The sequence below is a fragment of the Nonomuraea sp. CA-141351 genome (assembly GCF_050944675.1).
Classification (GTDB): domain Bacteria; phylum Actinomycetota; class Actinomycetes; order Streptosporangiales; family Streptosporangiaceae; genus Nonomuraea.
Map to the genome: position 1 here is coordinate 6,135,787 of NZ_CP191982.1, position 25,500 is coordinate 6,161,286.

Annotated in this window: 28 protein-coding genes and 2 pseudogenes; 21 read left to right on the plus strand and 9 right to left on the minus strand. The window is 67.4% G+C overall.

All coding sequences use genetic code 11. The features are described from left to right. Positions 1 to 182: 182 nt before the first annotated feature. The 4 genes from ACQPWU_RS29345 to ACQPWU_RS29360 all read right to left on the minus strand — a co-directional run bounded on the left by ACQPWU_RS29345 (position 183) and on the right by ACQPWU_RS29360 (position 2,357). A complete protein-coding gene (locus tag ACQPWU_RS29345) occupies positions 183 to 404 on the minus strand; it encodes a GNAT family N-acetyltransferase (RefSeq protein WP_433445313.1) in 222 nt (73 codons plus the stop codon). Positions 405 to 453: 49 nt separating this feature from the next. Further along, a complete protein-coding gene (locus tag ACQPWU_RS29350) occupies positions 454 to 1,398 on the minus strand; it encodes a phosphotransferase family protein (protein ID WP_433444955.1) in 945 nt (314 codons plus the stop codon). A 319-nt stretch (positions 1,399 to 1,717) separates the two neighbouring features. Beyond that, a complete protein-coding gene (locus ACQPWU_RS29355) occupies positions 1,718 to 2,218 on the minus strand; it encodes a Tn3 family transposase (protein ID WP_433445314.1) in 501 nt (166 codons plus the stop codon). Then, positions 2,205 to 2,357 carry a hypothetical protein gene (locus ACQPWU_RS29360; protein WP_433444956.1) on the minus strand — a complete coding sequence of 51 codons (153 nt, stop codon included), beginning with the start codon at positions 2,355 to 2,357 and terminating at the stop codon, positions 2,205 to 2,207. Before ACQPWU_RS29360 ends, ACQPWU_RS29355 begins: the two co-directional genes overlap by 14 nt. Here ACQPWU_RS29360 and ACQPWU_RS29365 point away from each other — a divergent pair. Continuing rightward, entirely contained in the window at positions 2,341 to 3,066 is a 726-nt protein-coding gene (locus tag ACQPWU_RS29365) for a group II intron maturase-specific domain-containing protein (protein ID WP_433444957.1), read from the plus strand. The two genes, ACQPWU_RS29360 and ACQPWU_RS29365, sit on opposite strands and share 17 nt — an antisense overlap. A gap of 122 nt (positions 3,067 to 3,188) precedes the next feature. On the opposite strand, the gene ACQPWU_RS29370 is transcribed toward ACQPWU_RS29365, so the two are convergent. Beyond that, positions 3,189 to 3,542, minus strand: coding sequence for a DoxX family protein (locus ACQPWU_RS29370; RefSeq protein WP_433444958.1), 354 nt, complete (start codon positions 3,540 to 3,542; stop codon positions 3,189 to 3,191). 214 nt (positions 3,543 to 3,756) lie between these two features. Continuing rightward, a complete protein-coding gene (locus ACQPWU_RS29375) occupies positions 3,757 to 4,494 on the minus strand; it encodes an SDR family oxidoreductase (RefSeq protein WP_433444959.1) in 738 nt (245 codons plus the stop codon). Between the two features lie 103 nt (positions 4,495 to 4,597). On the opposite strand from ACQPWU_RS29375, the gene ACQPWU_RS29380 reads away from it, so the two are divergent. Next, positions 4,598 to 5,245: a TetR/AcrR family transcriptional regulator gene (locus ACQPWU_RS29380; protein ID WP_433444960.1), complete on the plus strand. Its 648-nt coding sequence runs from the start codon at positions 4,598 to 4,600 to the stop codon at positions 5,243 to 5,245. Between the two features lie 124 nt (positions 5,246 to 5,369). On the opposite strand, the gene ACQPWU_RS29385 is transcribed toward ACQPWU_RS29380, so the two are convergent. Then, positions 5,370 to 6,560 carry a hypothetical protein gene (locus tag ACQPWU_RS29385; protein ID WP_433444961.1) on the minus strand — a complete coding sequence of 397 codons (1,191 nt, stop codon included), beginning with the start codon at positions 6,558 to 6,560 and terminating at the stop codon, positions 5,370 to 5,372. Positions 6,561 to 6,933: 373 nt separating this feature from the next. Here ACQPWU_RS29385 and ACQPWU_RS29390 point away from each other — a divergent pair, with 373 nt between their 5' ends. The 7 genes and pseudogenes from ACQPWU_RS29390 (at position 6,934) to ACQPWU_RS29420 (ending at position 10,416) form a co-directional block, all read left to right on the plus strand. Continuing rightward, positions 6,934 to 7,452 (plus strand): GNAT family N-acetyltransferase, encoded by a 519-nt coding sequence (locus ACQPWU_RS29390; protein WP_433444962.1) that lies wholly within the window; start codon positions 6,934 to 6,936, stop codon positions 7,450 to 7,452. A gap of 660 nt (positions 7,453 to 8,112) precedes the next feature. Next, complete coding sequence (locus tag ACQPWU_RS29395) at positions 8,113 to 8,343, plus strand: hypothetical protein (RefSeq protein WP_433444963.1); 231 nt, start codon at positions 8,113 to 8,115, stop codon at positions 8,341 to 8,343. Then, the gene (locus tag ACQPWU_RS29400) at positions 8,343 to 8,651 is read left to right on the plus strand and encodes a hypothetical protein (RefSeq protein ID WP_433444964.1); all 309 of its coding nucleotides are present in this window, start codon (positions 8,343 to 8,345) and stop codon (positions 8,649 to 8,651) included. Before ACQPWU_RS29395 ends, ACQPWU_RS29400 begins: the two co-directional genes overlap by 1 nt. Before the next feature lie 90 nt (positions 8,652 to 8,741). Beyond that, positions 8,742 to 9,599, plus strand: coding sequence for a tyrosine-type recombinase/integrase (locus ACQPWU_RS29405; RefSeq protein WP_433444965.1), 858 nt, complete (start codon positions 8,742 to 8,744; stop codon positions 9,597 to 9,599). A gap of 9 nt (positions 9,600 to 9,608) precedes the next feature. Next, on the plus strand, positions 9,609 to 9,773 hold the full coding sequence (locus tag ACQPWU_RS29410; protein ID WP_433444966.1) for a hypothetical protein: 165 nt from the start codon (positions 9,609 to 9,611) through the stop codon (positions 9,771 to 9,773). Between the two features lie 22 nt (positions 9,774 to 9,795). Then, positions 9,796 to 9,915, plus strand: a pseudogene (locus ACQPWU_RS29415) (IS5/IS1182 family transposase); the annotation flags it as partial. A 216-nt stretch (positions 9,916 to 10,131) separates the two neighbouring features. After that, positions 10,132 to 10,416, plus strand: coding sequence for a hypothetical protein (locus ACQPWU_RS29420; protein ID WP_433444967.1), 285 nt, complete (start codon positions 10,132 to 10,134; stop codon positions 10,414 to 10,416). Positions 10,417 to 10,459: 43 nt separating this feature from the next. On the opposite strand, the gene ACQPWU_RS29425 is transcribed toward ACQPWU_RS29420, so the two are convergent. Then, the gene (locus tag ACQPWU_RS29425) at positions 10,460 to 12,685 is read right to left on the minus strand and encodes an L-tyrosine/L-tryptophan isonitrile synthase family protein (RefSeq protein ID WP_433444968.1); all 2,226 of its coding nucleotides are present in this window, start codon (positions 12,683 to 12,685) and stop codon (positions 10,460 to 10,462) included. Between the two features lie 702 nt (positions 12,686 to 13,387). Between ACQPWU_RS29425 and ACQPWU_RS29430 the strand changes: the two genes are divergently transcribed. The 12 genes and pseudogenes from ACQPWU_RS29430 to ACQPWU_RS29485 form a co-directional block, all read left to right on the plus strand. After that, positions 13,388 to 14,497 carry a GNAT family N-acetyltransferase gene (locus tag ACQPWU_RS29430; RefSeq protein ID WP_433444969.1) on the plus strand — a complete coding sequence of 370 codons (1,110 nt, stop codon included), beginning with the start codon at positions 13,388 to 13,390 and terminating at the stop codon, positions 14,495 to 14,497. Then, entirely contained in the window at positions 14,494 to 15,531 is a 1,038-nt protein-coding gene (locus tag ACQPWU_RS29435) for an ABC transporter ATP-binding protein (protein ID WP_433444970.1), read from the plus strand. The genes ACQPWU_RS29430 and ACQPWU_RS29435 overlap by 4 nt, the downstream gene beginning before the upstream one ends. Continuing rightward, entirely contained in the window at positions 15,528 to 16,286 is a 759-nt protein-coding gene (locus ACQPWU_RS29440) for an ABC transporter permease (protein ID WP_433444971.1), read from the plus strand. The genes ACQPWU_RS29435 and ACQPWU_RS29440 overlap by 4 nt, the downstream gene beginning before the upstream one ends. Beyond that, positions 16,273 to 17,094 carry an ABC transporter permease gene (locus ACQPWU_RS29445; RefSeq protein ID WP_433444972.1) on the plus strand — a complete coding sequence of 274 codons (822 nt, stop codon included), beginning with the start codon at positions 16,273 to 16,275 and terminating at the stop codon, positions 17,092 to 17,094. Before ACQPWU_RS29440 ends, ACQPWU_RS29445 begins: the two co-directional genes overlap by 14 nt. Before the next feature lie 2 nt (positions 17,095 to 17,096). After that, complete coding sequence (locus ACQPWU_RS29450) at positions 17,097 to 18,845, plus strand: AMP-binding protein (protein ID WP_433444973.1); 1,749 nt, start codon at positions 17,097 to 17,099, stop codon at positions 18,843 to 18,845. Beyond that, entirely contained in the window at positions 18,842 to 20,125 is a 1,284-nt protein-coding gene (locus tag ACQPWU_RS29455) for a condensation domain-containing protein (RefSeq protein ID WP_433444974.1), read from the plus strand. Before ACQPWU_RS29450 ends, ACQPWU_RS29455 begins: the two co-directional genes overlap by 4 nt. Next, positions 20,122 to 21,315 (plus strand): ATP-grasp domain-containing protein, encoded by a 1,194-nt coding sequence (locus ACQPWU_RS29460; RefSeq protein ID WP_433444975.1) that lies wholly within the window; start codon positions 20,122 to 20,124, stop codon positions 21,313 to 21,315. The genes ACQPWU_RS29455 and ACQPWU_RS29460 overlap by 4 nt, the downstream gene beginning before the upstream one ends. 175 nt (positions 21,316 to 21,490) lie before the next feature. Continuing rightward, entirely contained in the window at positions 21,491 to 22,426 is a 936-nt protein-coding gene (locus ACQPWU_RS29465) for a hypothetical protein (protein WP_433444976.1), read from the plus strand. Between the two features lie 60 nt (positions 22,427 to 22,486). Beyond that, a complete protein-coding gene (locus ACQPWU_RS29470; RefSeq protein WP_433444977.1) occupies positions 22,487 to 22,849 on the plus strand; it encodes a hypothetical protein in 363 nt (120 codons plus the stop codon). A 129-nt stretch (positions 22,850 to 22,978) separates the two neighbouring features. Further along, entirely contained in the window at positions 22,979 to 23,461 is a 483-nt protein-coding gene (locus ACQPWU_RS29475) for a cobalamin B12-binding domain-containing protein (RefSeq protein WP_433444978.1), read from the plus strand. 2 nt (positions 23,462 to 23,463) lie between these two features. After that, positions 23,464 to 24,729, plus strand: a complete 1,266-nt coding sequence (locus tag ACQPWU_RS29480) for a methylaspartate mutase (protein WP_433445316.1) — start codon at positions 23,464 to 23,466, stop codon at positions 24,727 to 24,729. Positions 24,730 to 24,878: 149 nt separating this feature from the next. Further along, a pseudogene (locus ACQPWU_RS29485) lies at positions 24,879 to 24,962 on the plus strand (hypothetical protein); the annotation flags it as partial. A gap of 42 nt (positions 24,963 to 25,004) precedes the next feature. Here the strand turns inward: ACQPWU_RS29485 and ACQPWU_RS29490 are convergent. After that, positions 25,005 to 25,259: a sigma factor gene (locus ACQPWU_RS29490; protein ID WP_433444979.1), complete on the minus strand. Its 255-nt coding sequence runs from the start codon at positions 25,257 to 25,259 to the stop codon at positions 25,005 to 25,007. Positions 25,260 to 25,500 lie beyond the last annotated feature (241 nt).

The window sequence follows — 25,500 nt, forward strand, 5'->3', positions numbered from 1 at the left end:
GCAGCCAGGGGCCGGGTGGCGTGGTCGTCACCCGGCCCCTGGCCTCGCAAGAGCTGGGGGGAGAGGTCAGCTCTCGGAGGAGAAGGCGGCGTCGAAGGCGGCGGCCGGTGGGGTGATGGCGTTGAGCGAGCGGATGTAGGCGAGTGCCGACACCCGAGTCCGGCTCGTTCACGGTGGTCGGGTCATGACGACTGTGGGGAGGTCGGGAGGCAGGTGACGGTCATGCGGGCGGCGCCGGCCTGTCGGGCGCGGTCCATGCTCTGCAGCGGGAGGGCACGGCCCAGGCCGAGCCGCCGATAGCGGTGGTGTGTGCCGACGGGTCCGAACTCGGTGGTCCGGTTGTGCTCGTCGAGCCAGATGATCGCGGACGCGGTCATGGTCCCGTCCGGGGCTTGCACCAGGATGTGAAGGGCGGAACGGTAGGGCCAGTTTCCGCGAACGCCCTCCGTAGGGTCAGCGAAGCGCGTTCAGCTCTTCGAGGGCGCGATGGCCGCGCGTGACCACCCCTGGAACGGCATCGTGGCGCCCGTGACGGATGGGGACCTCGAGCATGAGGAGGATCTGTGCCGCTGCGAGCACCGCCGCCGCCTCCCAGCCGACCAGGTCGAGGATTCTCGTCCACAGCCGCCTTCGGACACCGTCCAGCAGCGGATCCTGGAAGGTGTACCACACGAGGGCGGTGAGATCAGTCGCCCGCGTGCCGCTGCCTGCGTTCCCGATATCCACGACCGCCACCACCGTTCCGTCACGGACCAGGATGTTGCTGGGGGTTGAGAGATCGGCATGGACCATGTCAGGTGCCTCTCGTGGTGGTGGGACGTCGGCACACACGAGCCGCAGGCGTTCGACCAAGGCCGACACCACGGAGGAATACCCCGAGAGCCTGGCCACGGACTGGCGGAGACGCGACTGCTCCGGCGTCTCGTTGAAATCCAGCCCGGCGACAGCCGAATCCTGACCGGTGGCGACCCGCCAGGCGTACGACCAGTGGTCGTAGGGCTCGGAGGCTTGGCCAGCCTGGAGTTCGATGATCTCCATCAGCTGCTCAACGAGGGACGGGGTCAGCTCTGGCGCGGGAGCCGCGTCAACGAAGTCCATCAGATGCCATACATGAGTGGCTGTGGCCCCCACTCCGAGCCAGGCCGGGGTGGGATAGCCGCGCCTACGCATGTGCTCGACCACTCTCTGGGCCCGCAACGTCTCATCCAGGTGGTTGGGGTGTGCCCGGGGCACTGCTTTGAGCACTGCATTTGCCCTTCCGGCCAACTGGACGCGCATGGCACCCCCATTGACGCCTCCGGGTAGGCGACTGAGAAGAGTGACCTCTGCCTCAACCACGCTGGCCACGTCGTCCAGGACCTCGGCCGGCAGTTCTTCGGGATGGGTGCCGTGGTTCATCGACTCGACCTCGAAATTTCAGCGCATAGACAGAGAGCTACTTGGCACTTGGTGGCAACTTCGGCAGTATCAGGCCGTGAAGCTGGCGCCCCTGGCTGGGAGTGTTCGCGGCGGCGGGGGCTTCGAGACATCAGATCATGAAACAGGTCTCGGCCCGGCGTGTCATGCGAATTTCTTCCCCTCGGGCTTCCCGGTGCGTTCGGGCGGAAGCGGCGTTCGGCCCAGAACGGCCCGTAAACACCGGGGGTGGCCCGCGCCCGGCGCAGACCACCCCAAGATCAACCGCCTACGGCAGCGTCCTGACGCGCACAAGCGCCGGTCAGGGCGTCAGTCCCAGCTCACGCAGTTGCGCGGGCCGCAGCGGCCGCCAGCCGCTGGTGTCGAGCTTGACCAGCTCCGCCTCGACATCCACGTTGATGACGCCGAAGAAGTTGATGTTGTCGCTGTGGCCGGGCGAAATGTGCGACAGGATCTCGTCCGGCACGTCCCGGCCCTGGGAGCGCAGCTCCAGCACCGCTCTAGAATAATATTCGGTGGTCCAGGCGACCACCGCGTTGGTCAGCAGGGTCAGGCACCACGCCTGCTCGGTCTGCTGTTCCAGATGCGGCCGGGTGATCGTGCCCTGCTGGGCGTAGTGCAGGTCGCGGCGCAGCGCGTGCAGGCTCTCCCCCTTGTTCAGCTGACGGGAGATCTTCCGCCTGAAGGCCGGGTCCGACAGGTATTTGGCCAGGTGGACGGTCCTTCTGAGCAGGCCCCACTCCTTCAGCGCGGCGGCCAGGGTGTTCTGCCGGGAGGCGGCAGAACACTTACCGACGATCAGCGAGGCGGTAGCCTGGCACGTACTTCAGCGACCCGGCCATCCGCAGCAAGTCCGGCCAGCAGCCGGCCACCAGGTCCTCGTTCCAGCGCGCGCCCAGCAGCGGCCCGGCGTGCGGGTAGCGCTTGGCGATCTCGGTCACCGAGCCCCTCGGCGGTCAGGCGGCTGAAGCTGCGACTCGCGGCCGAAACGCGCAGGCGGTCATAGCCCGGCTCGATCCCATCGCGCGGGGCTGGGCCGCCTACTACCGCAGCATGGTCTCGTCCAAGGTGTTCGCCGCCCTGGACAACTACGTATGGAGGCTCACCTTCAAGTGGGCCAAGTACGGCCATCCGAACAAGCCGAGGCGCTGGATCGTCGACCGGTACTACGGCAAGTTCAACAAGTTCAGGAACGACTGGTGGGTTTTCGGCGACCAGGAGACCGGCGCCTACCTCACCAAGTTCGCCTGGACCTCCATCGTCCGGCACACACTCGTCCTGGGCCGAGCATCCCCCGATGACCCTGCCCTGGCCGAGTACTGGGCCAAACGGCGTGCGCGGGTGAAGCCCCCGCTCGATCGCTACAGCCTCCGCCTGCTCACCAAGCAGGACGGCCGCTGCTCGCTCTGCGGGGACCACCTGCTCACGGCGGACCAGCCACCCGAATCGCCGGAACAATGGGCGCGATGGTGGTTGAACGTCGTCCGACGCGCGATAGCAGCCGACTACCTGACGCACCACGGACGACCAGGTCTGACCGGCGATGGCCAGACCCGGCTTGTTCACGCCTCCTGCCATAGCGGCTACCTTGCCCGCCAGCGCAGGAGCTCAGCACAGCACAACCTGAACCGCCCTTCGCGGCTTGCTTGAGCCGTGTGCCGCGACGAGTGGCACGCACGGTTCTGAGGGGGCCCCGGTGCAGCAATGCATCGGGGCTACCGGCGAGCGACAGGGTTGGGCAGTCGCGACTTCTCGCTCCCTGTCGCCAGGGATCACCACCAGTAGTAGAGCAGGTTCGCGCCCAGTGCAGCCACCGCGGTGGCGAAGAAGAAAGCCCAGTTCCCAAGCTTCCGGGACCCCACTCGCAGGTGCGCGAGGAGCGCGGCGGCGAAGTACAGCACGAGGCTGTAGGCAGCCAGAGTCCCCAGCATTGGGATGGCGAATCCGCCCAGCAATCCCAAAGAGCCCAACGCCAGCATCGTGCCCAGGACGGGTCCCCACGATCGCGGCAGGCGCTTCATGTCCAGTTGGGCCTTCGGGAATTCGTGACCGATCAGATAGACGATTGCCGCGCTACCGAACAGCAGCGAGGCGAAGATGGTGATCGTCGCGTAAGCGGCGAACATGAGCCCTCCATGGTGGTCGTTACTTCGGGCCTTGCGACCCGGTATTACTAGTCCAACGAAACAGCTGCTGGAAATGTCAGGCGATGGGAGCTGCGGCCCAGGCCGCGGGACGAACCGGTGACGAACCAGATCTTGCTCATCAGGTCCCCTTCATTTCCAGGGGTCCGGTCTCAAGACACCGGGCGATCGAGCGTTGTGACAGGTGTGAGCCAAATCACCAGCCAATGGGCCCGAGACGATCGATGAAGGTCCCGGTCGGCCCGTCGGCGTCGATCATCGCGAGTTTGACGATCGAGTCGGTGCCCTCGGTGACCGTCAGCTGGCCGGTGTGATGGTTCATGTCCGTGGCGGCGAACTTGCGGTTGGCGACTTCTCCGGGAGTGGCGACGTTGAATTTGATGTTCGGGAGCGCCTGGGCGTACCGGACGGTGATCATGTTCAGCGCCGCTTTCGACGAGCTGTAGGCGAGCTCGTGCATTTTCGAGACGGGCTGCTCTGGATCGGTCACGACCGCGAAGGAACCGCCACCGCTGGACACCATCACCACCCGCGGATGGTCCGCCGCCTGCAGCAAGGGAAGGAACGCGTGCGTGACCCTGATCGGTCCGTACACGTTGGTGTCGTAGACGGAATGAATTTCGTCAGCCGTCGCGTCCGCAGGCGCAATGATCTTTCCTGGCGCGCCGGCGTTGTTGATCAACACATCCAGCCGGTCGGTGTGCTCCCGGACCAGCCGTACGGCGCCGGCCACCGACTCGTCCGAGGTCACGTCCAGCGGGACCATGACCACGTTCGCGCCACCATCGGTCAGCTTGTCGGCCGCTGCCCGTCCGCGACCTTCATCACGCGAGCCGAGAAAGATCGTCCAGCCCTGTTCCCCGAGCCGCCGGGCCGCCTCAAAACCAAGTCCCTTGTTGCCTCCGGTGATCAGCACCGAGGTCGTCGTGTTCATAATGGCCTCCCAACCGTGCAGTCATTGCACTGTTGTGCAGTGATGGCATGAAGATATACTTACGCCACCAGAGGCTGTCAACCCGAGGAAGGACGGGGAAACGATGGGCAGTGACCAGCCAGTCCGCCGCGGCGGACGCGAAGCGCAGCGCCGCCGTACCCGCAAGGCGATCGTCGAGGCGGCGGTACGGCTGAGCGCCAACGGAACGGCGCCGTCCATCGACGAGATCGCGGCCGCCGCCGACGTGTCACGTCGCACGATCTACATGCATTTCCCGACCCTTGATCACCTGCTGGTCGACGCGACCGCCGGTGCGATCAACGACCCCCCGGTCCAGGAGGCTCTGGCCGACCCCGCGCTCGCCGACGACCCTGCGGGCCGGGTGGAGGCCCTGGTCAGGACCCTGCTGGCGTACTCACCGCAATCACTTCCCCTGGGCCGACGGCTGATCCGCCTGACCGTCGATCCGCCGGCCGGCGACGGTGGAGAGCCAACCGCCCAGCGACGCAGCCCCCGCCGGGTGGAATGGCTGGAGCGGGCCTGCGAACCGCTCCGCGCCACCCTGAGCGAGGAGTCGTTCCAGCTCCTGATCTCGGCCCTAACCGTCGTGGTCGGCTGGGAGGCGCAGATCGCCCTGCGCGACGTCCGCGGCCTGGACCCCCAGGCCGAACAGGAAGCCATCATCTGGGCCGCACGTACCCTGGTAACAGCAGCGATCAAGGACCACGAAGCGGCGCTACCGTCCGGGTGAACCGCGGAGATCGAGTCCCTGCCACCTCGCTCGGAGGGCGTGGGCGGCGCCTTTGGACGCCGCCTTCGGCGCCTACCCGGCGGCTGGGGTCAGAGAGACAGGAGTCTGGGGCCGTAGAACCGGGCTAGGACGAGGAACGGAGTTCCGCAGCCACCGCCCGCTCCCGCAACTGTGCCGCCTCCGCCCGTACCGCCTCCAGCTCCGCCCGCAGATCCTCGAGCCGTACCCGCTCCAGCCTCAACTCCCCCAGCAACCGATCGCGCTCCTTCACCGCGGCGTCAGCCCGCGACCGTTCCCGCGAGACCAGCTTCCGCTCCCGGGACAGCGCCGCCGAGGACTCCGCCACCTGCTCCTTCAGCCGTTCCACCTCGGCTGCGGCCTGCACGGCGTCCTTGAGCGCCACCGCTCGGTCCCGCTCTGCCTTGGCCGCTGCCCGCTCAGCCGTGACGGCCCGTTCCACGGCCCGATCTCGTTCCTGCGCCGCCGCCTCGGCGCGGGCCTGCGCCCCGACCAGCTCCCGCTCAGCCTGCTCGCGCGTCCGAACAGCCGCCGCCGTCTCGTCCCGGGCCCGCTCGCGTTCCTCGCGTGCCTGATCTGCGTCCTCCTCAGCCTGTACGGCCTGAGTCCGTGCCTCGGCAGTACGCCGCTCGGCCAGCTCAACCCGCTCGGCCAGCTCCTGAACGGCCTGATCCCTGGCCTGCTCCGTCAACTCCACCCGGTGGAGTGCCTCCTTGGCCCGCCGCTCGGCCAGCTCCGCGCGCCGCTGCGCCTCCTCGGCCGTCTGCAACGCCTGCCGTTCGGTGCTCGCCGCCTCCCGCAACGCGGCCAGTGCCTGCTCCCGCGCCCGCTCGGCATCCCCCAGCGCCGTCTCCCGCTCGCCTTCCGCCTCTTCCAACCGCGTCCGCATCTCGGCCGTCTGCCTGCGGGCGTGCTCGGCGGCCTCGCGCGCCAGCCGTACCTGCTCGAAAGCCTGCTCTCGCTCGGTGCGCGCAATCGCGACCCGCGTGTGCGCCTCGGCCTGCACCGCGCTCAGCTTCGCCTCGACCCCCGCCGGGCTCAGTTCCTCGGCCAGCGCCCGCGCCAGCGGTTCGATGGCCGAGGCCAGCCCGCTCTCCATCCGGTCGTACAGCTGCTCGGCCCTGGCCAGCGCTCCTTCCAGCCCCGGCGTGGCCCGCCGCAACTCCCGCTCCCGCTTGGCCGCCGCCTGACAGTCCTTTTCGGGACAGTACGCCTTGGGCCGCCCTCTCCCCCGCCGCTGCTCGATCGGCGCTCCGCAGTGCTTACAAGGCGTTACCACGCTGGTCTCTGCAGTCACGACGCCAGCCTACCATTTTTGATTTTCTAGAAAATCCAAATAAAAAATAAGGATCTGTTGCTCCGTAAGGCTCTGTCTATAACTTGCGAGAAGGAAACATTCCCGCAAGTTATGGAGTTGGACACCGCCATAGGCGGGTGCTGCATGCCTGGCTCAGTGGATCTGACGCGGCTCAGCCAATCCGATGCCGTGACTCACTGGATCTGATGCGGGCTCAGTAAAAGTGATGCGCGACCGCTGTCTGGCATGTGATGATCAGCGCTGCTTCATGGTTGTCGTGGGACATGGTGAGGGCGCTTCGCATCACCGTCATTGAGCAAGCCAGATCAACGGCAAGTCATGATCAGCACCGCCTCGGGAAGGAACTCGAACGATGATCATCCGGGAGTGCCACGAGGACGACCTTTCCTTGCTGGAGCGCCACATCCCCTCGGGCCGCACCCGCGTTCACGAAGTCCGCTTCCATCGCCAGCAACAGGGACTGAGCACGTTTCTGACCGCCTGGATCGATGACATCCCAGTGGGACACGGGGAGATTCGGTGGCGCGGATGCGCGGCTGCCGAAGTGCACGAACGATACCCCGACTGCCCCGAACTCAACGGCCTGGCCGTCTGGCCGCCCGACCGACAATCCCAAGGCATCGGCACCACCATCATCCAGGCCGCCGAGGCTATCGCCGCTCAACGCGGCAACCACTACATAGGCCTGGGCGTGGATGACCACAACCCCCGCGCGGCCGCGCTCTATCTCCGGCTCGGCTACGAGGAAACTGGCTGTCTATACCTCGACCGCTACCACTACATCGACGACCATGGCATCCGGCACGAAGTCGCCGACCCATGCCGGTTCCTGATTAAGCCGCTACGAACACGGATGATCAGCAGTTCTTGAGGAGCTCGTCGGAAACTCCTCGCCAGACCCGGCTGCGCATCCTGAACGCATCACTTTCACTGAGCCAGCCAGGTCCATGGCGGATCAGGAGAACTGATGCCTCCCAGCTCAGAGCGTTGTCGGGACATCATTTCCACTGAGCCGAGACAGCCGGTATACGGCAGAAACCGGCCGCGGGGTGTTGGCGGTGGGACCCGCCACCTAAATTTCTTGGGCGTTCGTCATAGGGTTTCAGCGCATTGGTCACATGATTGCACCGCCCAGATCGGGACAAAATAGCCCACAGTGCTTGTTTCTGCCCTGCATGATCTTCGCGTCTGCGATCTCGCGTCTGCCTGAACTGGCCGTGACGCTGACCCCCTAACCGCCGCGGCGAAGCGTCGGCCGGCTGAATCTCGCCATGCGCGGCGTGGGCGGGGCCTTACCTGTCGCCTGATGGACCTTCTACCCGTCTCCTGAGCTGCTGGCCACTGCAATAGACGTGACCAATTCCATTGAAATCGGGATGAGCAACGATGCCTCGACCAGCGGTTTCGTCATGTGATTGCAGTGGTTGGGCATCACGGCTGCAGTGGAATCTGCCACCGTATCGCTGGGATGACGGCCGGGACTGACGTGTCCTTGCCATGCGTGCCGAGCACCTACAACTAGCGTGGTTGCATGAGCCCTGGGAGTGCCTCTGCGTGCATGCGTCCCGGGGCACCGCTCACCTGGCTCATGGTGGCCTCGCTACGCCGGTCCGGCCGTGTGACCATAGGCCCTCCCGCCCAGGTACGCGGCCCTGGACGCACGGTGCCGTTCGTCGCGGCCGCCTCACATCAATCGAGACGGGACAACCTTCACGGCGACTGGCTCCACCCGGCCGCCGACAACCAGGCGGGTGACGCCTGATGTACTCCTCGCACATCATGGCCATCGACTCGGCCGGCTGCGGCTGCACCGACTGCGGGAGCAGCGAAGGTAAGAGCATCCCCTTAGACCAGGCGACGCCCGAGCAGGTCGTCTCTATGCTGGTCCACGGGATGCCCAGGAACGACACCGACGAGGAGACGTTCGACCTGTCGGTCCACTGGGACCTCGGCGGCGAGCGCACCATGCCGGACGTCCGGCCGGGACGGTTCACCGTGACGACTCCGGGCGGCCGCCGCTGGGAGCTGACCGACATCACCGACTATCGGTGGGCGGTGAGATACCGGTGACGTCCGAGCTCGTCAAGGCGTCGCGCGGCGACCTCGCGTTCCCGTCCGACCTTCCCCCGATCGTGAAAGACCCCGACGCAGGCGTGGCTGATGTCGTACGACTCGCCACACACCCAAGAGGCGTACCGGCGGAACATCAACCGGTGGTTCGACTTCTGCGAGCAGTCAGGGCTCGAACCGCTCCAGGCGCGTAAGCCGCACGGCGACGTGTTCACGAGGTGGTTCCTCGAGACGGCGCGGCGGCCGCCGAAGCCGAAGACGGTCGCTCAGGTGCTGGCGTCGGTCTCGTCGTGGTACGACTACCTGCACGAGGCCGAGGCGATCGAGGCGAACCGCTTCAAGAAGACGAAGCGGCCGAAGATCTCGCGCAAGCGCTCCGAGACGATTGCCCTGACCAAGGCGGACGCTCGGGCGTTGCTGCGGGCGGCCGACGCCGACCACGGGCGTGAGCGTTTGCGCACCGCGGCGCTGGTCCGGCTGCTGCTGCAGGTGGGTGTCCGCGTCTCGGAGGCGGTGGACGCGCAGATCGACGACCTGGGGTTCGCGCGCGGGTATCGGACGCTGAGCGTCACCGCGAAGGGCAAGAAGCCGTTGATCCGGCGGTTGCCGGTGGAGACGACGCACGCGCTGGACGCCTACCTGTCGGAGCGGGCGCGCCTCGAGGGAGTGGAGCTGCGGGACCTGCGGGGCCCGCTGTTCGCTACTTCATCGGGCCGGCCGTGGGACCGGTCGAAGGCGTTCGAGGTGGTGCAGGCGGGCATCGAGTCGAAGGTGACGCCGAACGCGCTGCGGCACACCTATGCGTCGCTGGCCGAGGAGGCCGGGGCTACGATGCGGGAGATTCAGCTGGACTTGGGGCACGCGAACGTCTCGACGACGGAGATCTACGTGCATAGCCGGGATCGGCTGGAGAAGGACACGTCGCAGCTGGCGTCGGTGCTGGAGTAGGAGGTCGGCGTGCCCAGGTCGAGGTCGAGCGCGTTGGACAAGTCGGCTTGGGTGCACCATTGCGGCGCGATCAACCTGGGCACGTGGACTGCTCGGACGGTGTGCGGTGGCTGCCGGTACTCGGTGCAGCACGCCGAGGACGTCGAGCAGTTCCGGCTCGTGCGGGTCTGGTGATGCGGTGCGCGAATCCTCGCATTCGAGGATCAAGGAGTGGCGTGGGCTGGCCTTCCGGTTCGATAAGACGCCCGACAGCTATCTGGCTGGCCTGCACTTACGCGGAGCCGTCTTGTGGATCCGAAGCCTCCGACCGGTCTGAAGATCCGAACCTCGTACAGGCTCTAGGCCGCCCCGGTGCGAGCACGAGATGTGCAGGCGCGGGTGCGCGGGCACCACGCCTGCCGCCCAGCAGCAGGCCGCGTCCGAGTCGGCCTGCGGGATGTTCTCTGCCGTGTAGATGGGCTCGGCTGCCATCGGACAATCTCCGGGCCCTGGCCCACGCACTGCGAGGGACAACGCCCGGCCCGGTGACGCCGTGTACCACGCCCCCCCCGCCGGAAACTGGATGTCCACGCTGTCCTACCCAGATTCCATCGCCCGGCTCGACACCCAGAGCCTGAACGCCGCCGGGTTCTTCGGCGAGTTATCGCCCGAACAACTGCATCGGGCTGCCAGGCGGCTGTCCCGCATCTGGGTGGTGGAGGGCAGGACAAGTTACGGCAATGGCGTGCGGATTCGCGACGATCCACGATTCCGGCGGATCGGCTACTGGTCGTTCCGCACCAGACAGCTGTCCCTGTACGAACGCGTGCCGCGCTGAACGAGAACGGTCAAAAGCCGCCTTCCACGGTCAAGGGTGGGGCTCAGCGGCGTCTGAGCCGCACTGCGGCGCGGAAGCCTTGGTCGAGGCGGCCGCCTTCGGTGGCGGTGACCGGGACCATCATCCATGGCTGGGCCGGGCCTAGGAGGGGCGAGTACGCCGGAACAAAGCCCTGATCGAGCAGGGACACCGCGAAATCGGTCGACACACGGCCTAAGGCGTCCAGAGCCGCCATGCCATGCCAGGGGAGGACAGACGCCCCGCCAAGGTAGGTGAAGCCGAGACAGCCGCTGCGCGGGTTGGGTGTCAGCCGGATTTGGTTGGAGAACATCGCCGCCTCGAATCCCAGGTCACGATCGACCCACAGGACCGCCATGTACTGGATGGTGTCATGCCACGCCTTGACCAGCACCGCGCGACGTTCGGCGGCGATCGGCACGGAAAGCGCCGGGTCGGTCACGTTGAACAGATCGGCGTAGATGTGCCTGGCGAGAGCGGCGTCGTGGCCTTGTGTCGCGGAAACCGTGTACATCAGCGATCGGAACAGGCTCTCGAAATTCGGCATCGCCGTTCCACCACTGCGGTTGTCGCCGATCACTCCGGCTGTGCGGAGTGTGGCCTGCTCGAGTGCGCGCACGGGGGTGGAGACGATGTCCAATCCGACGAGGGCGTCACAGATTTCCGCCACTCGTCGCGGGACGAGGAGGGCATGCTGTCGCATGGCGAGGGGTCCCATGCGTTGTTCGGCGACCTCGTTCAGATCCGCGATCGTGAGAATCTCCGTCCCGCCGACGAGAGCGTGATAGGAGAGCAGTTTCTCCCGGTAGGCGCGCAGCAGACTTCGAGGGTGCGGCCGGAAATGGTTGCCGTCGCCGAGCACGGTGATCGCCAGTCCCGGCGGATAAACCTGCTGCACCGTACGTTGCAGTTCGCGGAGCCGGATCATGGCGGCGAGCTCTGACAGGTCGGGCAGGCTTCCCATCGTCTTGAGCTGGTTGTAGTGGAATTTGAGCGGGAATCCCCTGGTGATGATGGGAATGGGGGCGCCGTCGGCCAGATGGGGCCGGATCTCACGCCTCGCCGTGGCCAAGGGATAGGTCGCCCGTGCTCCTTTGCGGAACTGCGGCCGGGTGAGCAGGTGATAAATATCGGCCGCGAGATCCTCTGTCCGAGGGGCACGCCCGGCCGTATGGATCGCGGCGCGTTCGGCGCCTTCGAGCAGCGTGCCGACCATTTCCAGGGAGTCGCGCTCGCTGAGCCGTACGGCGTGCTCCAAGGAGAGTTCTCCTTCCGACATCTCGGCCAGCGGCAGTTCGGCGAGCGAGTTCGCGTGCGACAGCGCCGGAAGTCTCGTGGCCCGCGCGGTGCGGGCACAGCGTGGGACGGTCTCGAAGGACTGGACGACCTCGGCGCCGTCATAGGGTCGCTCGTGGACGTAGCCGGGCAGGGCCACCGCGACGAAGAGAGCGTCCGTGAGTTTCTTGGCCATCGCCTGCCGGTTCTCGCAGATGTCGTCGAATACGGCGACGATGTCCAGGTCGGCGAAGGTCTGCAGACTCTCGGCCTTCAACTCGTGAACGGGCCGCGAGCGGTCGTCCGGCAGGAAGGCGATGCGTGACCCCGTGATGCCCGCGTAGGCCAGCGCGTGCTCGGTGTGCTCGCGGACCCGCTCACGCCGTCCCGTGTTGAAGACCACGCGGCCGCCGACGTCGTACACGTCCCACACGAAGCGGGCCAGTCCCGGCACCGGCGTGTCCCAGCGCAGGTTTTCCCACGGCCGGAAGAGGGCGCGGCAGAAGGCCTTGTGGTCGACCTCCGCGTCGGCCTCCTGAATCCACAGATCCCAGGCCGGACGATGATACGAGGGCAGAGCCGCGAGCTCGTCCGGATCGACGCCTACGGCTCTGAGGGCGTGGACGACCCGGGCGCGGGGATCAAGCGCACACATGTCGATGTCGAGCATCACGGCCGGCGGTTTGCTCGTGGGATCGTCCCGCCGCAGGCGAGCACGCTCGGCGACCCGGCGCAGCACCTCCATCAGCACGGTGTGCTGACGGCCGTCCACCGTATGGACCGGGCTCTCCCCTGAGGCGTCGAGCAGCGACGCGGCGCTTTGGGACAGGAAGCGAAACTCCCTCGCAAGGACGCGTTGTACGGCATGTGCCGGCATGCCGGCGGTCCGCCCCAAGAGCATGGCCGTATCGGCCAACTCCGCCAGGACTCGCCGGGCCGCTGCCTCGTCCAATCCTTCCCTGGTCACGTCCGGCATCACAATCCGGCCCGTCGCCCGCCCTCCGGGCGCCACTTCGAAGCGGGGCCTGTCCATGCCGATTCCGTACCTGTCGAGGCCGATCCTGAACACCCGGGCCAGCGAGGTGAGCAACCTGTCGGCGCCCGCCTGGACACCGTCCGCGTCCACGACGCGGGTGGCCTTCTCATGGACCGGGTGGTCGGGATATGGCACGCCGTTACGCTCCACGGCGCAATGCAGTCGCAGAATCGGGTCGGTCTCGATAAGTTGGGAAAGCAGGGTGCCGGACGTAGGCTTCTCCTGTCCTGAGGCATTATTCATGCGCTATACGGCCGATTCGCCGACGAATATGACTCCGGTGGCACAGCTCGCACGAAATGGGCGACTTGCGCGGCGAGGCTACCCATTCTTTTCACCTCACTTTCCGCGCGTGCGTTGACGCGCGAAATTTGTGTTGTCCCCGAGATGCCCACTCTCACGTGGGCTCCTGGAAAGCCAGGTTTCCAAATCATCGGGCGCCGGGCCAGGGCAGCAGGCGGTCATTCGCCGGACATGAGACGTCGAGGCGGAGAATCCATACGGGCAGGCAAGCGCCTACGCAAATGTCCGATAGATGTCCGGTCCCTGCCCTGGTTCCGCGCAGAGCCGGGCGGCCAAACTCGACTTCATGAAGATTGTTCCTCGGAATGCGCTCGGAATTACGAGGCCTGGAGCGGCTTGGTGGGCTTGGACATCTCGGTGATGGAGGGACTGGACGAGGTCGGGCAGCCGGACTGGGATCGGCTGGTGGACCGCGACGACTTCTACCTGTCGTACAGGTGGTTGCGGACGCTGGAGGGCGATCCGTACGTGAGCGTTCGGTACGTGCTCGCCCGCGACGACGGCGCCCTGGTCGGCGCACTGCCGGTCTATGACGTCCGGGTGGAGGGCAGCAGCTTCTACGCACCGAGACGGCACCGTCAGGCCCTTACGAGAGGTGGCCGCTGGCTGCTGGCGGGTGGCCGCCGCGGCCACCACAGCGGGATCCTGCTGTCCGGCGACGAGCGGGAGCGCCGGTCGGCGCTGCGGGCGCTGCTGGAGGCCGGGCTCCGGCTGGCCGCTGAGCGGGACGCCCGGGGCCTGGTGTGGATGTTCGCGCCGACCCGCGTCACGAGGTGGCTCCACGCCGAGGGCGGGTCAGTGGCGTTCGACACAGTCGAGGCGTGTCTGACCGCCGACGGGTGGGACGGCTACCTGGCCGGCCTCGGCGGCCGGCGGCGCAAGAGCACGATACGGGAGCGGCGTCGCTTCGAGCAGGCCGGCTACGAACTGGCGGAGCAGCCGTTGAGCGAGTGCTTGCCGGAGCTGGCCACGCTGGTCGCCAACCTGCAACAGAAGTACGGGCACCGCACCACTCCGGAGTCGATGCGGCGGGTGCTGACCCCGCAGGCCGAGTTCCTCGATGACGAGAGCGTGGCGTTCACCCTGCGCCGGGAGGGGCAGCCGGTGGCCGGCGGGTTGCAGTACCGGTTCGGCGACACGCTCTATGCCCGGATGATCGGCTTCGACTACGCCCGGCTGCTGAACGCGTACGAATACTTCAACCTGTCCTACTACCTGCCTGTTCAGTACATGGAACGGGCCGGACTGCACCACCTGCATCTGGGCATCGAGTCGGCGGAGGTGAAGGCCGAGCGGGGCGCGCGACTCCACCCGCTGTGGACGGTGGCGGTGCCGTGTGACGGATCGGCCCTCGTCCCAGCGGAGCGTTGCGCCGCCGGGCGGCGCGCGTGGCCAGAGCGTTACGACGAGCGGGTGCTGCCTTCAGAGGACTGGGACGTGCCCTGGTGAACCCCACGATGAGTGCGCTGGAGGTGAACGCGGTCAGCCGCACCTTCAAGACCGGGTCGGGGACCGTCGAGGCGCTGCGTGAGGTCTCCTTCACGGCTGAGGCGGGCGAGGTGGTCGGCCTGCTGGGGCTCAACGGTGCGGGGAAGACGACCCTGATCAAGGTGATCAGCACCCTGCTGTTGCCGAGCTCCGGCAGCGTCCGGGTGGGCGGGGCCGACGTGGTCACCCGGACCCGGCAGGTACGGCGCCTGCTGTCCGTGGTGTTCGGCGGGGAGCAGGGTCTCTACGGTCGGCTGTCGGGCCGCGACAACGCCCGTTTCTTCGGCACCCTGTCCGGCCTGGACCACCGGCGCCTGGAGCGGCGGGCCGCCGAGACGATCGCCATGGTCGCCCTGGACAAGGTGGCGGACCGGCCGGTGGAGACGTATTCGCGGGGCATGAAGCAACGCCTGCACCTGGCCATCGGGCTGATGGCCGCCCCGAAGCTGCTGATGCTGGACGAACCCACCGTCGGGCTCGACCCCGTAGAGGCGGACCGGCTGCGCCGGGTGATCGGCGAGCTGGCCGCCGGGGCCGCGGGCTATCGACCGTGCATCCTGCTGACCAGTCATTACCTGCGCGACATCGAGGATCTGGCGGACCGGGTGGCGATCCTTCAGGACGGTCGGCTCACTCATGACCTGCCGCTGAAGGAGCTTCTGCGCCAGGCGGGTTCGGCCGCCGCGGTGACGATGATCGTGCGTGGGGACGAACCGACGTGGCGGGACGACGGCGCCGGACAGTCCGGTGTACGGCTGGTGGACTCCCAACCGGCCGGAGTCGGCAGGTGGACGGCCCGCTACGAGGTGGCCCGCTGGGAGCCGGCGACGCTCACCGAACTGGCCCGGCGGTGGCCGCACGGCGAGATCGCCGACGTCCGCGTCGAGCCAGTGGGTCTGGAACAAGTGTTCCGAGACCTCAGCCAAGGCTCCGACCTCAGCAGGGGCGCCGGGCTCAGCGCGGGCGGCGACCTCGGCCAGGGCGGCGGTCGATGATCGCGCGTGCTCTGCTGGCCAGCGCCCGGGTCCAGCTCAAGGGCGAGACCCGGCTGGCCGGCGTGATGGCCGGAGTTGTGCAGCCGGCGGTGTTCATGGCGGTCACCCTGCTGGCCGCCGGACAGGCCGCGGCCGGCGCCCGTACTGCGATCGGCTGCGGACTGCTCGGGCTGTGGGGCGCGACCGTGTGGAGATTCGGGCTGGTACTGCGACAGGAGCGGCAGCGCGGCATCCTTCCGGGCATCGTGAGCAGGCCGACCGGGCTGGTCGTGGTGCTGATCGGCAAGAGCCTCGGCGCGGTGCTACGGTCGGCGGCCCTGACGGTGCTGACCGTCGGGGTGGTGGCGGCACTGGCCGGGCATCCGGTCCACATCGCCGCACCGGTCGTCTTCACGCTCACCGCGCTGGCCGCTCTGGTGTCCGCGACCACGCTCGGGCTGTTGCTGTGCTCGGTGTTTCTGCTGGCCCGCTCGGCGGTGCGGATCGCCGAGACGCTCATCTATCCCGTGTTCATCCTGGGCGGGCTGCTCGTGCCGACTGCCCTGCTACCGGGCTGGGCACAACAGCTCTCCACGCTGATCAGCCTGCGGTGGGCGAGTGAGCTGCTGCTCGACGCCGCCGCAGGACGGGGACAGCAGCCTGGCGACTGGCTGCTGCTGGCCGCGACCTCCGCCTGTTACGCGGTGGCCGCCGTCGTCAGCCTGCGGGTCGTGCTGCGGCGAATCCACGCGGAGGGCACCCTTGAGCTGGTCTGATCCCACCGCCCGGCGCACTGCCAGCGCACGGCATACTGCCACCGCACTGCGTACGATCGCGATCCTTTCGTGGCGCCAATACCGGGCGGTCTACCCACTGCGGGTGGTGCTGGCGAGCTCGCTGCCGCGGGCGATCCTGCAGACGCTGTTCGTCGCGTACCTCGGCCTCATCGCGGCCGGTCCGGCCGGGCGGGACTTCGCACTGGTCGGCGGGGCCATGCAGGTGGTCACCATCGCGACGGTGATCAAGGCCGCCGACATCCTGGTCGAAGATCGGCTCTTCGGCACCCTTTACCGAACGCGGCTGGCGTGGATCCCGCTGCCGGTGGTGGCGGCTACCCGATGGTGGGTCTTCACCGCGGAGGGAGTGCTGGGCGGGCTGGTGGCGGCGACGGCGGCATGCCTGCTCTTCGACCTCCCCGCGCTGATGGCGGACATCTGGGCGGCCATCGGGCTGGTGCTGCTGGTGGCGCTGTCCACCAGCGCGCTCGGGATGGCCGTCGCGGCGGTCGCGATGACACAGCGCGTCGACTCGTTCATCACCAACCTCGTGAGCTACCTGCTACTGGCATTGACCGGCGCGGTCGCGCCGCTCGAACGGCTGCCGGACGCGCTGGAGGCACTGGCACACGGACTGCCGATGACCAACGGGCTGCTCGCCATACGCGGTGCGCTCTCGGGCGGACCATGGCTGGGCCACACCGCCGCTGAGGCGGCCGTCGGCCTGGGCTGGCTGGCAGTGGCCACGGCCGTGTTGACGCTGCAGGCGCGGCGGGCCCGTACACATGACACCGACGGACGGATTTGACGATGACATTTATCCCGCAATTGATCGAAACGGCGGCAGCCGCGCATCCCGACGCGGTGGCCATCGTCGGCCCGACAGGCGCTCTCTCGTACGAGGAACTCCTCGGGCAGGCACGCGGCTTCGCCGGACTGCTGCGCGAGCTGGGCGCCGCGTCGGGTGACGTGGTGGCCGTCGAGGACGACGGAACACCGGCGTCGGTGACAGCCCTTCTGGGCACGCTCTACGCCGGTTGCGTGATCCTCCCGATCGATCCGACGCTGTTGCCGGAGCTCCGCGACACCATGACCGACGTGGCACGCTTTCTGGTACGTGCCGACGGTGACGACCGGCAGATCTTCGAGCACGGGCAGACCCGGCCGAGGGCCGTCCCGGACCGGGTGGAGCCGTTGGCCGAGCCCGCCAGGCTCGACGCCCGCTCGGCCGCCTACGTCTCCTTCACCTCTGGCAGCACCGGGCGTCCGAAGGCCGTGCTGGGCGCGCACGACTCGCTCGCCCATTTCCTCCGCTGGCAGCGGGACACCTTCGAGGTCGGGCCCGGCGACCGAGTGGCGCAACTGTCGAACTGGTCCTTCGAAGTGGTGCTGCGCGACGTCTTCACCCCGCTGATCAGCGGCGCCACGCTGTGCCTGCCGGGGTCGCGGTCGCGGGACGCCAGGCGGGTCTTCTCGTTCGCGCGGGCGTACGGGATCACGCTGGTCCACACGGTTCCGTCGCTGGTCAGGCGATGGCTGGCGACCGCCGCCGTGGACACCGCGGTGCCGAGCCTGCGGGCCGCCTTCTTCGCCGGCGAGCCACTGCACGCGGAGCTGGTGAACGACTGGCGCGGCCGGGTGGCGCCCGGCTGCCGGGTGGTCAACCTGTACGGGCCGACCGAGACCACCCTGGCCCAGTGCTATTTCGAGGTTCCCGACGAGCCGGGCGCGGGCCCGTTGCCGGTCGGCCGACCGTTGCCCGAGTGCTCGGTCAGCGTGCTGCGCCCGGGGTCCTGGCAGCCCGCTGATGTCGGCGAGGTGGTGCTGACGACGCCGTATCGCTCGCTGGGATACCTCGGCACGGACAATACGTTCGAGACGGCTCCCACGGGTGAGCAGGTCTACCGCACCGGCGACATGGGGCGATGGGACGAGCGAGGACTGCTGCACCTGCTCGGCCGGCTGGACCAGCAGGTCAAGGTGCGCGGGGTCCGGCTGCGATTGCCGGAGGTCGAACGGGTGCTGCGCGGTGTGGCCGGCGTCCGTGAGATCGCCGTCATCGACGTCGTCGATGCGGGGGACGTACGGCTGGTCGCCTATCTCGTGGGAGACCCGGCTCCCCCTCCGGTTCGTGTGCTGCGGGAGGCGATCCTGCGGGAGCTGCCGGCCGCGGCGGTCCCGCAGGAGTTCGTCACGCGTACGGATCTGCCGCTGCTGCCGGGCGGCAAGATCGACCGTGCGGACCTACGCGACCAGGCCTCCGCCAAACCGGTCGAAGCCGCGACCTGCCCCGAAGCCGCGACCGGATCCGAAGCTTCGACCGGGTCCGAAGGCGAGGGGAACGCGCTGGTCGTCGAAACCTGCCGGCGGGTCCTGCGTGTCGAGTCCGTCCCGCTCACCGCGGATCTCTTCGAGCTCGGCGTCGATTCGATGTCCGCGATGGAGATCGCCGCACGACTGGAGGACGCGCTGGAAGCCGAGATCCCGTACGGTCTGGTCTTCGACCATCCCACCGTCGAAGAGATCTCCCGCTACCTCGCCGACCGGAGCCTGGGATGAACGGCCCGATCACACCATCGTGGACCCAGCGCAGCCGCCTGCTCCGGCTGGTCGAGGACGCCGAGGCCGGACGCTACCGGCCGCAGCACACGATCTCCGCGTTGCGCGTACGCGGTGAGCTGAACCTCTCCGCGCTGAACCGGGCCTGGATCCGGTTGCAACGACGGCACCCGACCCTGCTCACGTCCTTCGACCCAAGGAAGCCGCTGTGGCGGCTGGACCCGGCCGACCCGGTCGACCTGATACGGCTGCAGTCCCCCGCCGACGCCCAGCAGGCGCTGACACGGGAGGCCGAGCGGCCGTTCGACGTGGAGCGGGGTCCGCTGGCCCGGCTGATCGTCATCCCGCTTCCGGACGCCGCTGAGATGATGCTCGGGCTGGTGATCGACCACCTGGTTTCCGACCAGTGGTCGCGACGGATCCTCGTGGCCGACCTGTACCGCCTCTACAACCTGGAGATCGGCGCGTCGACCGAGACCTTGCCCCCGGCGCCGAACGCATACCTCGGCTGGCTCGAACGCCAGAACAATTACCTGGAGTCCACGGCCGGCCTCAACCTGCGCCGGAAGCTCGCGCGGCACGTCATCCTCCCCCAGGACGGGCCTACCGGCCGGGCGGAGATCCCACGGATCCCGCGGCAACTCAACGCGGATTGGTACGAGCGCCTGCTGCCGGCCGCGAGGCAACACCGGCTGACCCGGCTCCAGCTCGTCCTGGCCGCCCTGGACGCGGCGTCGGCCGAGCTGGCGGAACACTTCCCCACCGCGACACTCATGATGGTCACCGGACGTCCACGGCCTGACCTGCACGGGGCAGTGGGCTGGCTCGCCGATCACGTCGCCATCCCCCACCAGGGCCGGAGCGCCGATCCAGGCGAGCATTTGCGGTCGTTCCGCGAGGCGCTCGTCGCGGCGCTGAACTCGGCGCGCGTTCCCTGGCCCCTGGTCGTCGCGGACAGCGTGCCGGAACGGTTCAGCCGCCCGACGTCGCTGCCGTACCTGTCGTTCAACGCCCAGTCGCTGGGAATGCGCGCGGCCGTGCCACTGGTTCCCTTCGCCAACACCGAGATCGAGGAGTTTCCGGTCCACCTCAGCCGGCCGGACGGGGCGCTCTTGACGTACTGGACGGAGGACGACGACGGCGGCCTACGGGTGGCTCTGCGGTACCAGCCAGAACGCTACAGCGAGGCAGACGTCCTCGCTCTCTGGGAGAGAACCATCACAAACCTTGACCGGTTCGCCGAAGACGCGGGCCGGGCGGTTGGGAGTGCAGAGCGGTGAGATTGTTCGTCATCGGCGCGGACCCGCGCCGTGAGAGGGCCTTTTCCACGTGGCTGCGCGCCGGCCTGTCGGTCACCCTCGCGGACGGGGTCACCGCCGGCTGCTTCGAGCACGCGGTCGATCGTTTCCATCCGGTCGAGGTGCGCGACGAGCGGGCCGACGTGGAGTCGCTCGTCCGGATGGCGGCCGGCCACGACGGGGTGATCGCGCTGGCCGAGGGATCGCTGGTCACTGCCGCGACGGTAGCGCGGGAGCTGGGACTGCCGGGCCCCGGCGTCGGCGCGGCGCGCATCGCCCGCAGCAAGATCCGCCAGCGTGAGGCCGGGGAGAGACACGGCCTGACCGGCCCCCGGCACGCAGCGGTCACCGGCCCCGACGATCTCGTACGGTTCTTCGCCGCCGGTGTCCAGGCCGCGGTGCTGAAGCCGGCGGACGCCTCCGCGAGCGCCTCCGTGTTCGCCGTCCAGGGTGTCGAGGAGGCCCTGGACCGGTGGCCGCAAGTACGAGCGATCTCGCCGAGTCGTACCGGCATCGTGGAGGAGTATCTGCCCGGGGCGGAGGCGAGCGTCGAGGCCGTGGTGCGGGACGGCGAGACGGTCTTCTCCTCAGTGACCCGCAAGCAGACCGGCGGCCCCACCGGCTTCCTTGAGCTCGCCCACACCACCGACCGTGCCGATCGTCCTGACACCGCCGTCAACGCGCTCGTCCGCGACCTGATCGCCGCTTGGCGGGTCGAGTCGGCCATCTTGCACGTCGAGGCGAAGCTCGACGGCGATCGCCCCGTCCTGCTGGAGGCAACAGTACGACCGGGCGGCGACTACATCACCGAACTGGTGTCCGTGGTGCACGGCCGCGACCTCTACCTCGACCAGGCGCACCTGGCGCTGGGCCAACCGCTCGCGCCGGACGGCCCAGCCCGCGCACAGCGGGCGGAGGTGCGGTTTCTGCTGGCCTCCGGGACCGTCCGCCGGAACGTCGCCCCGGTCGAGGTGCTCGACGGGCTGACGGATGTCAAGATCGTACGGCAGCTCGTCCCGGCCGGGTCCCGCATTCCGCCGCTGACCGCGAACTGGGCCAGGGCCGGATACGCCATCGGCTGGTCCGCGGACGACGGCGAGTCGCTGACCGGGCAACTCCGGGCGGCGGTCAGCGATCTCGGCAAGCTGATGGGCACCCCTGAGCTGACCTGACCCGTCAGCACGCTGATGGCGCCGCCGCCATGGATGAAAGGTCTCACTGTCTCGCTCCGATCCCGACTCTCATCGCTGACGCATTTGTCCTGCACATGCCCTCCTTGCGTCCTGGTCACGTTCACCCGAAGACAGGAACCTGAGAAGAGCATGAAGACCTTGGAAAGGGGTTTCCATGGGAAAGTTACTCTCCACCGTGGCGTTAGCCGCCGCAGTCACGCTGGTCGCCGCGCTGGCGCCTGCCGGGTCAGCGACGGCCTCGCGCACGTCGCCGTCCGCGTGCGACCACATCGGTGACAAGGACGCCGCCATCCGCGATTTTGTGGACGGCATCAAGAAGGATTGGGGCCTCGACGTCAAGGCCCGCAACTACGAGGTTCAGGCGCAGGGCGGCGAATGTGTCATCCAGCCCAAGGGGGCTCGCCCCGTCACCAGTGGGGGCGAGGCCCGATCCGATGGTTCGACGACGTCGAGCATGACCACGGTCGAGACAATGCCGGCTTCGGCAACGCCCACGGACGGCGACGCGACGATCCAGCAGGAAGTGGCCTGGCAACAGCCCAGTTGCTACGAATGGACGGACACGGAACGTATCGGCTGGATGAGAGCTTGCGGGCAGTGGGCCACGATGGACTACGCGCAGGCAACTCACAAGAACTACGCCTTCCGCATGTACGCGTCATGCCATGCGCTGGCGGGTCACGCCTTCGATCAGGTCAGCGAGTGCTACGTGGCCGCGGAGCCCTTCTCCAGCACCTCGCTAGTCGTGTGGAATGACTGGGATCCCAAGGCGACTCTGGAATTCAATCCCTGTGGATCTATCCCCATCGGCCTCTCCGTGGGCCCGTTCTCGACGTCCTGGTCGATCAACAGCTGCGACAAGATCGTCCCGTCAGAGAGCCCAAACCCGGGGGTTCCTGACTTGCGAGCAACCTGGGTGGGCAAGTCGTACTACGAAGAGGATGTGCGACAGACAGCAGCCCTCGTCGCCTTCGGCGTGCCCAAGTCCTGGTCCGGGACACCGAGTCTCTACTTCAAACGGGGATTCACGACTGAGGAATGCGTCTGGCCGCCGACCCCCTCCCCCTCCTATCCCTGGTGTGCCATTTGATCGATGCCTTCCGCGGGGGGACGGCATCAACCATGAGGCTATTTCAGCTCCGGCGCGATCGTGACTCCCGAAGGACAAGTCCTCTTCACCGAGTGCAACGGACGCACCAGCGGCTCGACACATATATACGACATCATCGGCAAGAAGATCATTGGCAGTCGATACGAGCACGATCGGATCATCCTGGAGAGGACGACCTGGAAGGTACCCTCGTTCACGGAGACCCTTTCGACAGTGCGGGACGCCGGCCCCGGCCTGGCCTACGACCAGGAGGAGCAGAAGTGGGTCATTCTCACGACCCCCTTCGAGCCATACGTGGGAGACATCGCGTACTGCGTGGCGGCGAGCGACCTACCCGAAGGGACCCAGCTCCCCGAACAGGCCGAGAAACTGTTCGCGACGATGGACTCCGCGGTGTTCTGAGGCACCTTGCGTCATCGCGCCGGGCGCCCATCGCCTTATGAGCCTGGACCCCGGACGACGGGGGGCCATTCGTTCCCCTGCGGTGATTCGAGCGTGCCGTGTCGCCGTGGTCTTGAAGGAGTAACAAACGTGGAAACAGAAACGGCGAGGTCACTGCCGGACGCGGTGGTCAGTCACGCTCTGAGCACCGTCGTTGCGACGATTTCGTCCGACGCGCACACCTGGAACTTGATGTATCTCCAACTCTTGTTCGAGGAACACGGTCACCAGGTGACGAACTTGGGACCCTGCACCCCTGTGGAGGAGATCATCGAAAGCTGCTCGGCCGAGCACGCGAGCTTGCTCGTCCTAAGCACCGTCAACGGTCACGGTGTCATAGAGGCACCCTCCTACATTCGCGCCATTCGCCGGGCCCCTGGACTTGCCGGCCTCCAGGTGGTCGTAGGCGGAAAGTTGGGCGTGGCCGGGCCTCTCCCCGCCGACCAGACACAGGAGCTGCTGCGTCTGGGTTACGACGCGGTTTTCGACACCCCGGACTCCATCAACCGGTTAGACGAGTTCCTCCGCCGCTTCGAGAACGCTCACCACCACGCCCTCACCACGCGAGAGTGACCATGGCCGACGTCCGCAATCTCTTCTCGCGAGCGGTTCGCGATGCCAGCGGGTCCGGTCACCTCGTCGTGCAGCCGCGTATGGGCTTTTCCGATGTCGACAAGATGCGGGCGGGGCTGCAGGCCGTCGCGGCGCTGCCGTACACGGTCGGGACGATCACGCTCGACAGCTATACGCGGAACAGGCAGTACGAGGCGGCGCACGATGCGGTGCGCAACGGCTGGTCGCTCAACGGGTATCCGCTTCTTGCACATGGCCCTGTCCGGACCTCCGGCCTGCTGGCATCGTTGCGTCCGGATTTCCCCGTGCAATTGCGGCATGGCTCCCCAACGCCTGTCGACATCTTCGCGTCGATGCTCGAGGCTGGCATCCACGCGACGGAGGGCGGCCCCATCTCCTACTGCTTCCCTTATGGCCGGACTCCGCTGAACACGGCGATCGCGGAATGGGCGCGAGCGAGTGAACTGCTCGCCTCGTGGCCGGCGGAGGTGCATCTCGAATCATTTGCCGGCTGCATGCTCGGCCAGTTGTGCCCACCGTCGCTGCTGGTGGCTCTGAGCATTCTCGAAGGGCTGTTCGCAACCTCTTATGGAATCCGCAGCCTTTCTTTGAGCTACGCACAGCAGATCAATCCCTGGCAGGATATCGCGGCCATCCGCGCGCTTCGCCGACTCACGACGGCATTCCTGCCCGAGACGGATATCCACTTCGTGATCTACACCTACATGGGCGTTTTTCCGCAAAGCGCCGAGGGAGCTCGTCGACTGATTCTCGACAGCGCCCACCTGGCGCGCGAAGCAGGAGCCGATCGGCTCGTTGTGAAGACTATTTCTGAAGCTTTCAGAATACCTCTCGTCAGTGACAACATAGCCGCGCTCAAACTTGCCGGCGAACAGCCGCCGGGGTCATACCCAACACTGGAAAACGGGCTTGCCGAGGTGCTGGAGAAGGAGATTTTTAGCGAAGCTGAGGCGATGCTGGGAGCAGTCCTGGGGCTAGCTCCCACCGTCCCATCGGCCATCTTGAGAGCCTTCAAGTCAGGGATCCTCGACATCCCTTTCTGTCTCCATCCCGACAATGCCAATCACGCTCGTACGGAAATATCCCATGATGGTCTTCTCAAGTGGGCCTATGCCGGCCGGATGGCGGTGACGTCGACACATGCCCACGGACGGCGGATCGGCGCCGCGGAATTGCAGGACATGCTCGGCTTCATACGTCGCCGGTACGACGAGGTCCCGATCGCGAGCTGGGGTGTGTCCGGTTAACGGCCCTGGCCCGTAATCGGTGGTGGCGCTGAGTGCTCACCTGAGGCTGGGCCGTGCTGAAGATCGACGATCTTGCGGGTGTGGTGTTTGCCGGGCTGTCTGCCCTGCTCATCGAGGGAGTAGAGGACGAGGACGACCTCATTCGGGTCATGGCCCGTACGAGAGACGAGCCGGTTCCATGTCCGCTGTGTGGGGAGCTGGCCGCTCGGGTGCACGGCTACGCCAGCCGGACGGTCACCGATGTCCCGGTCGACGGGCGGCGGGTGGTGGTGTCGCTACAGGTACGGCGTCCAGGAACCGACATAACTCTCCCGACGCGCACGCGCGGACGTCAACTGGTTCACACACAGGTTGGTGGGGACCTTGGCCAGCCACGCCCACGGCGACTCGACAATGCTCGCCTGGTGCCAACGCAGGAAGGCGTCCTGGACGACGTCCTCGGCCTCCTCAGCCGAACCCAGCATCCGATGGGCCAACCCGAACAGCTTCGAGCGGTGCCGCTCGAACTCCTCAACCGCATCAACTGCCACGCCCACCAGCCTCCCAGGTCGCCGTGCGGGCCCGGTCGCCTGGATGACATGCGGCGTCGCTCTCCCTGTCGGCAGCTATCGGGGACGCGGTGAGCGAGTCGTGCGGTTCATTGAGCGGAGCTGCGCGGCGGTGTGAGCCCTCCGCTCCCGAAGGGTGTGTCCAGCTCGGCGGTGACGCGCGGGCTGCCGTAGGTGCCGTCGAACCCGGCGTGGATCTGCTTGATCTCCTCAGCGAGTGCGG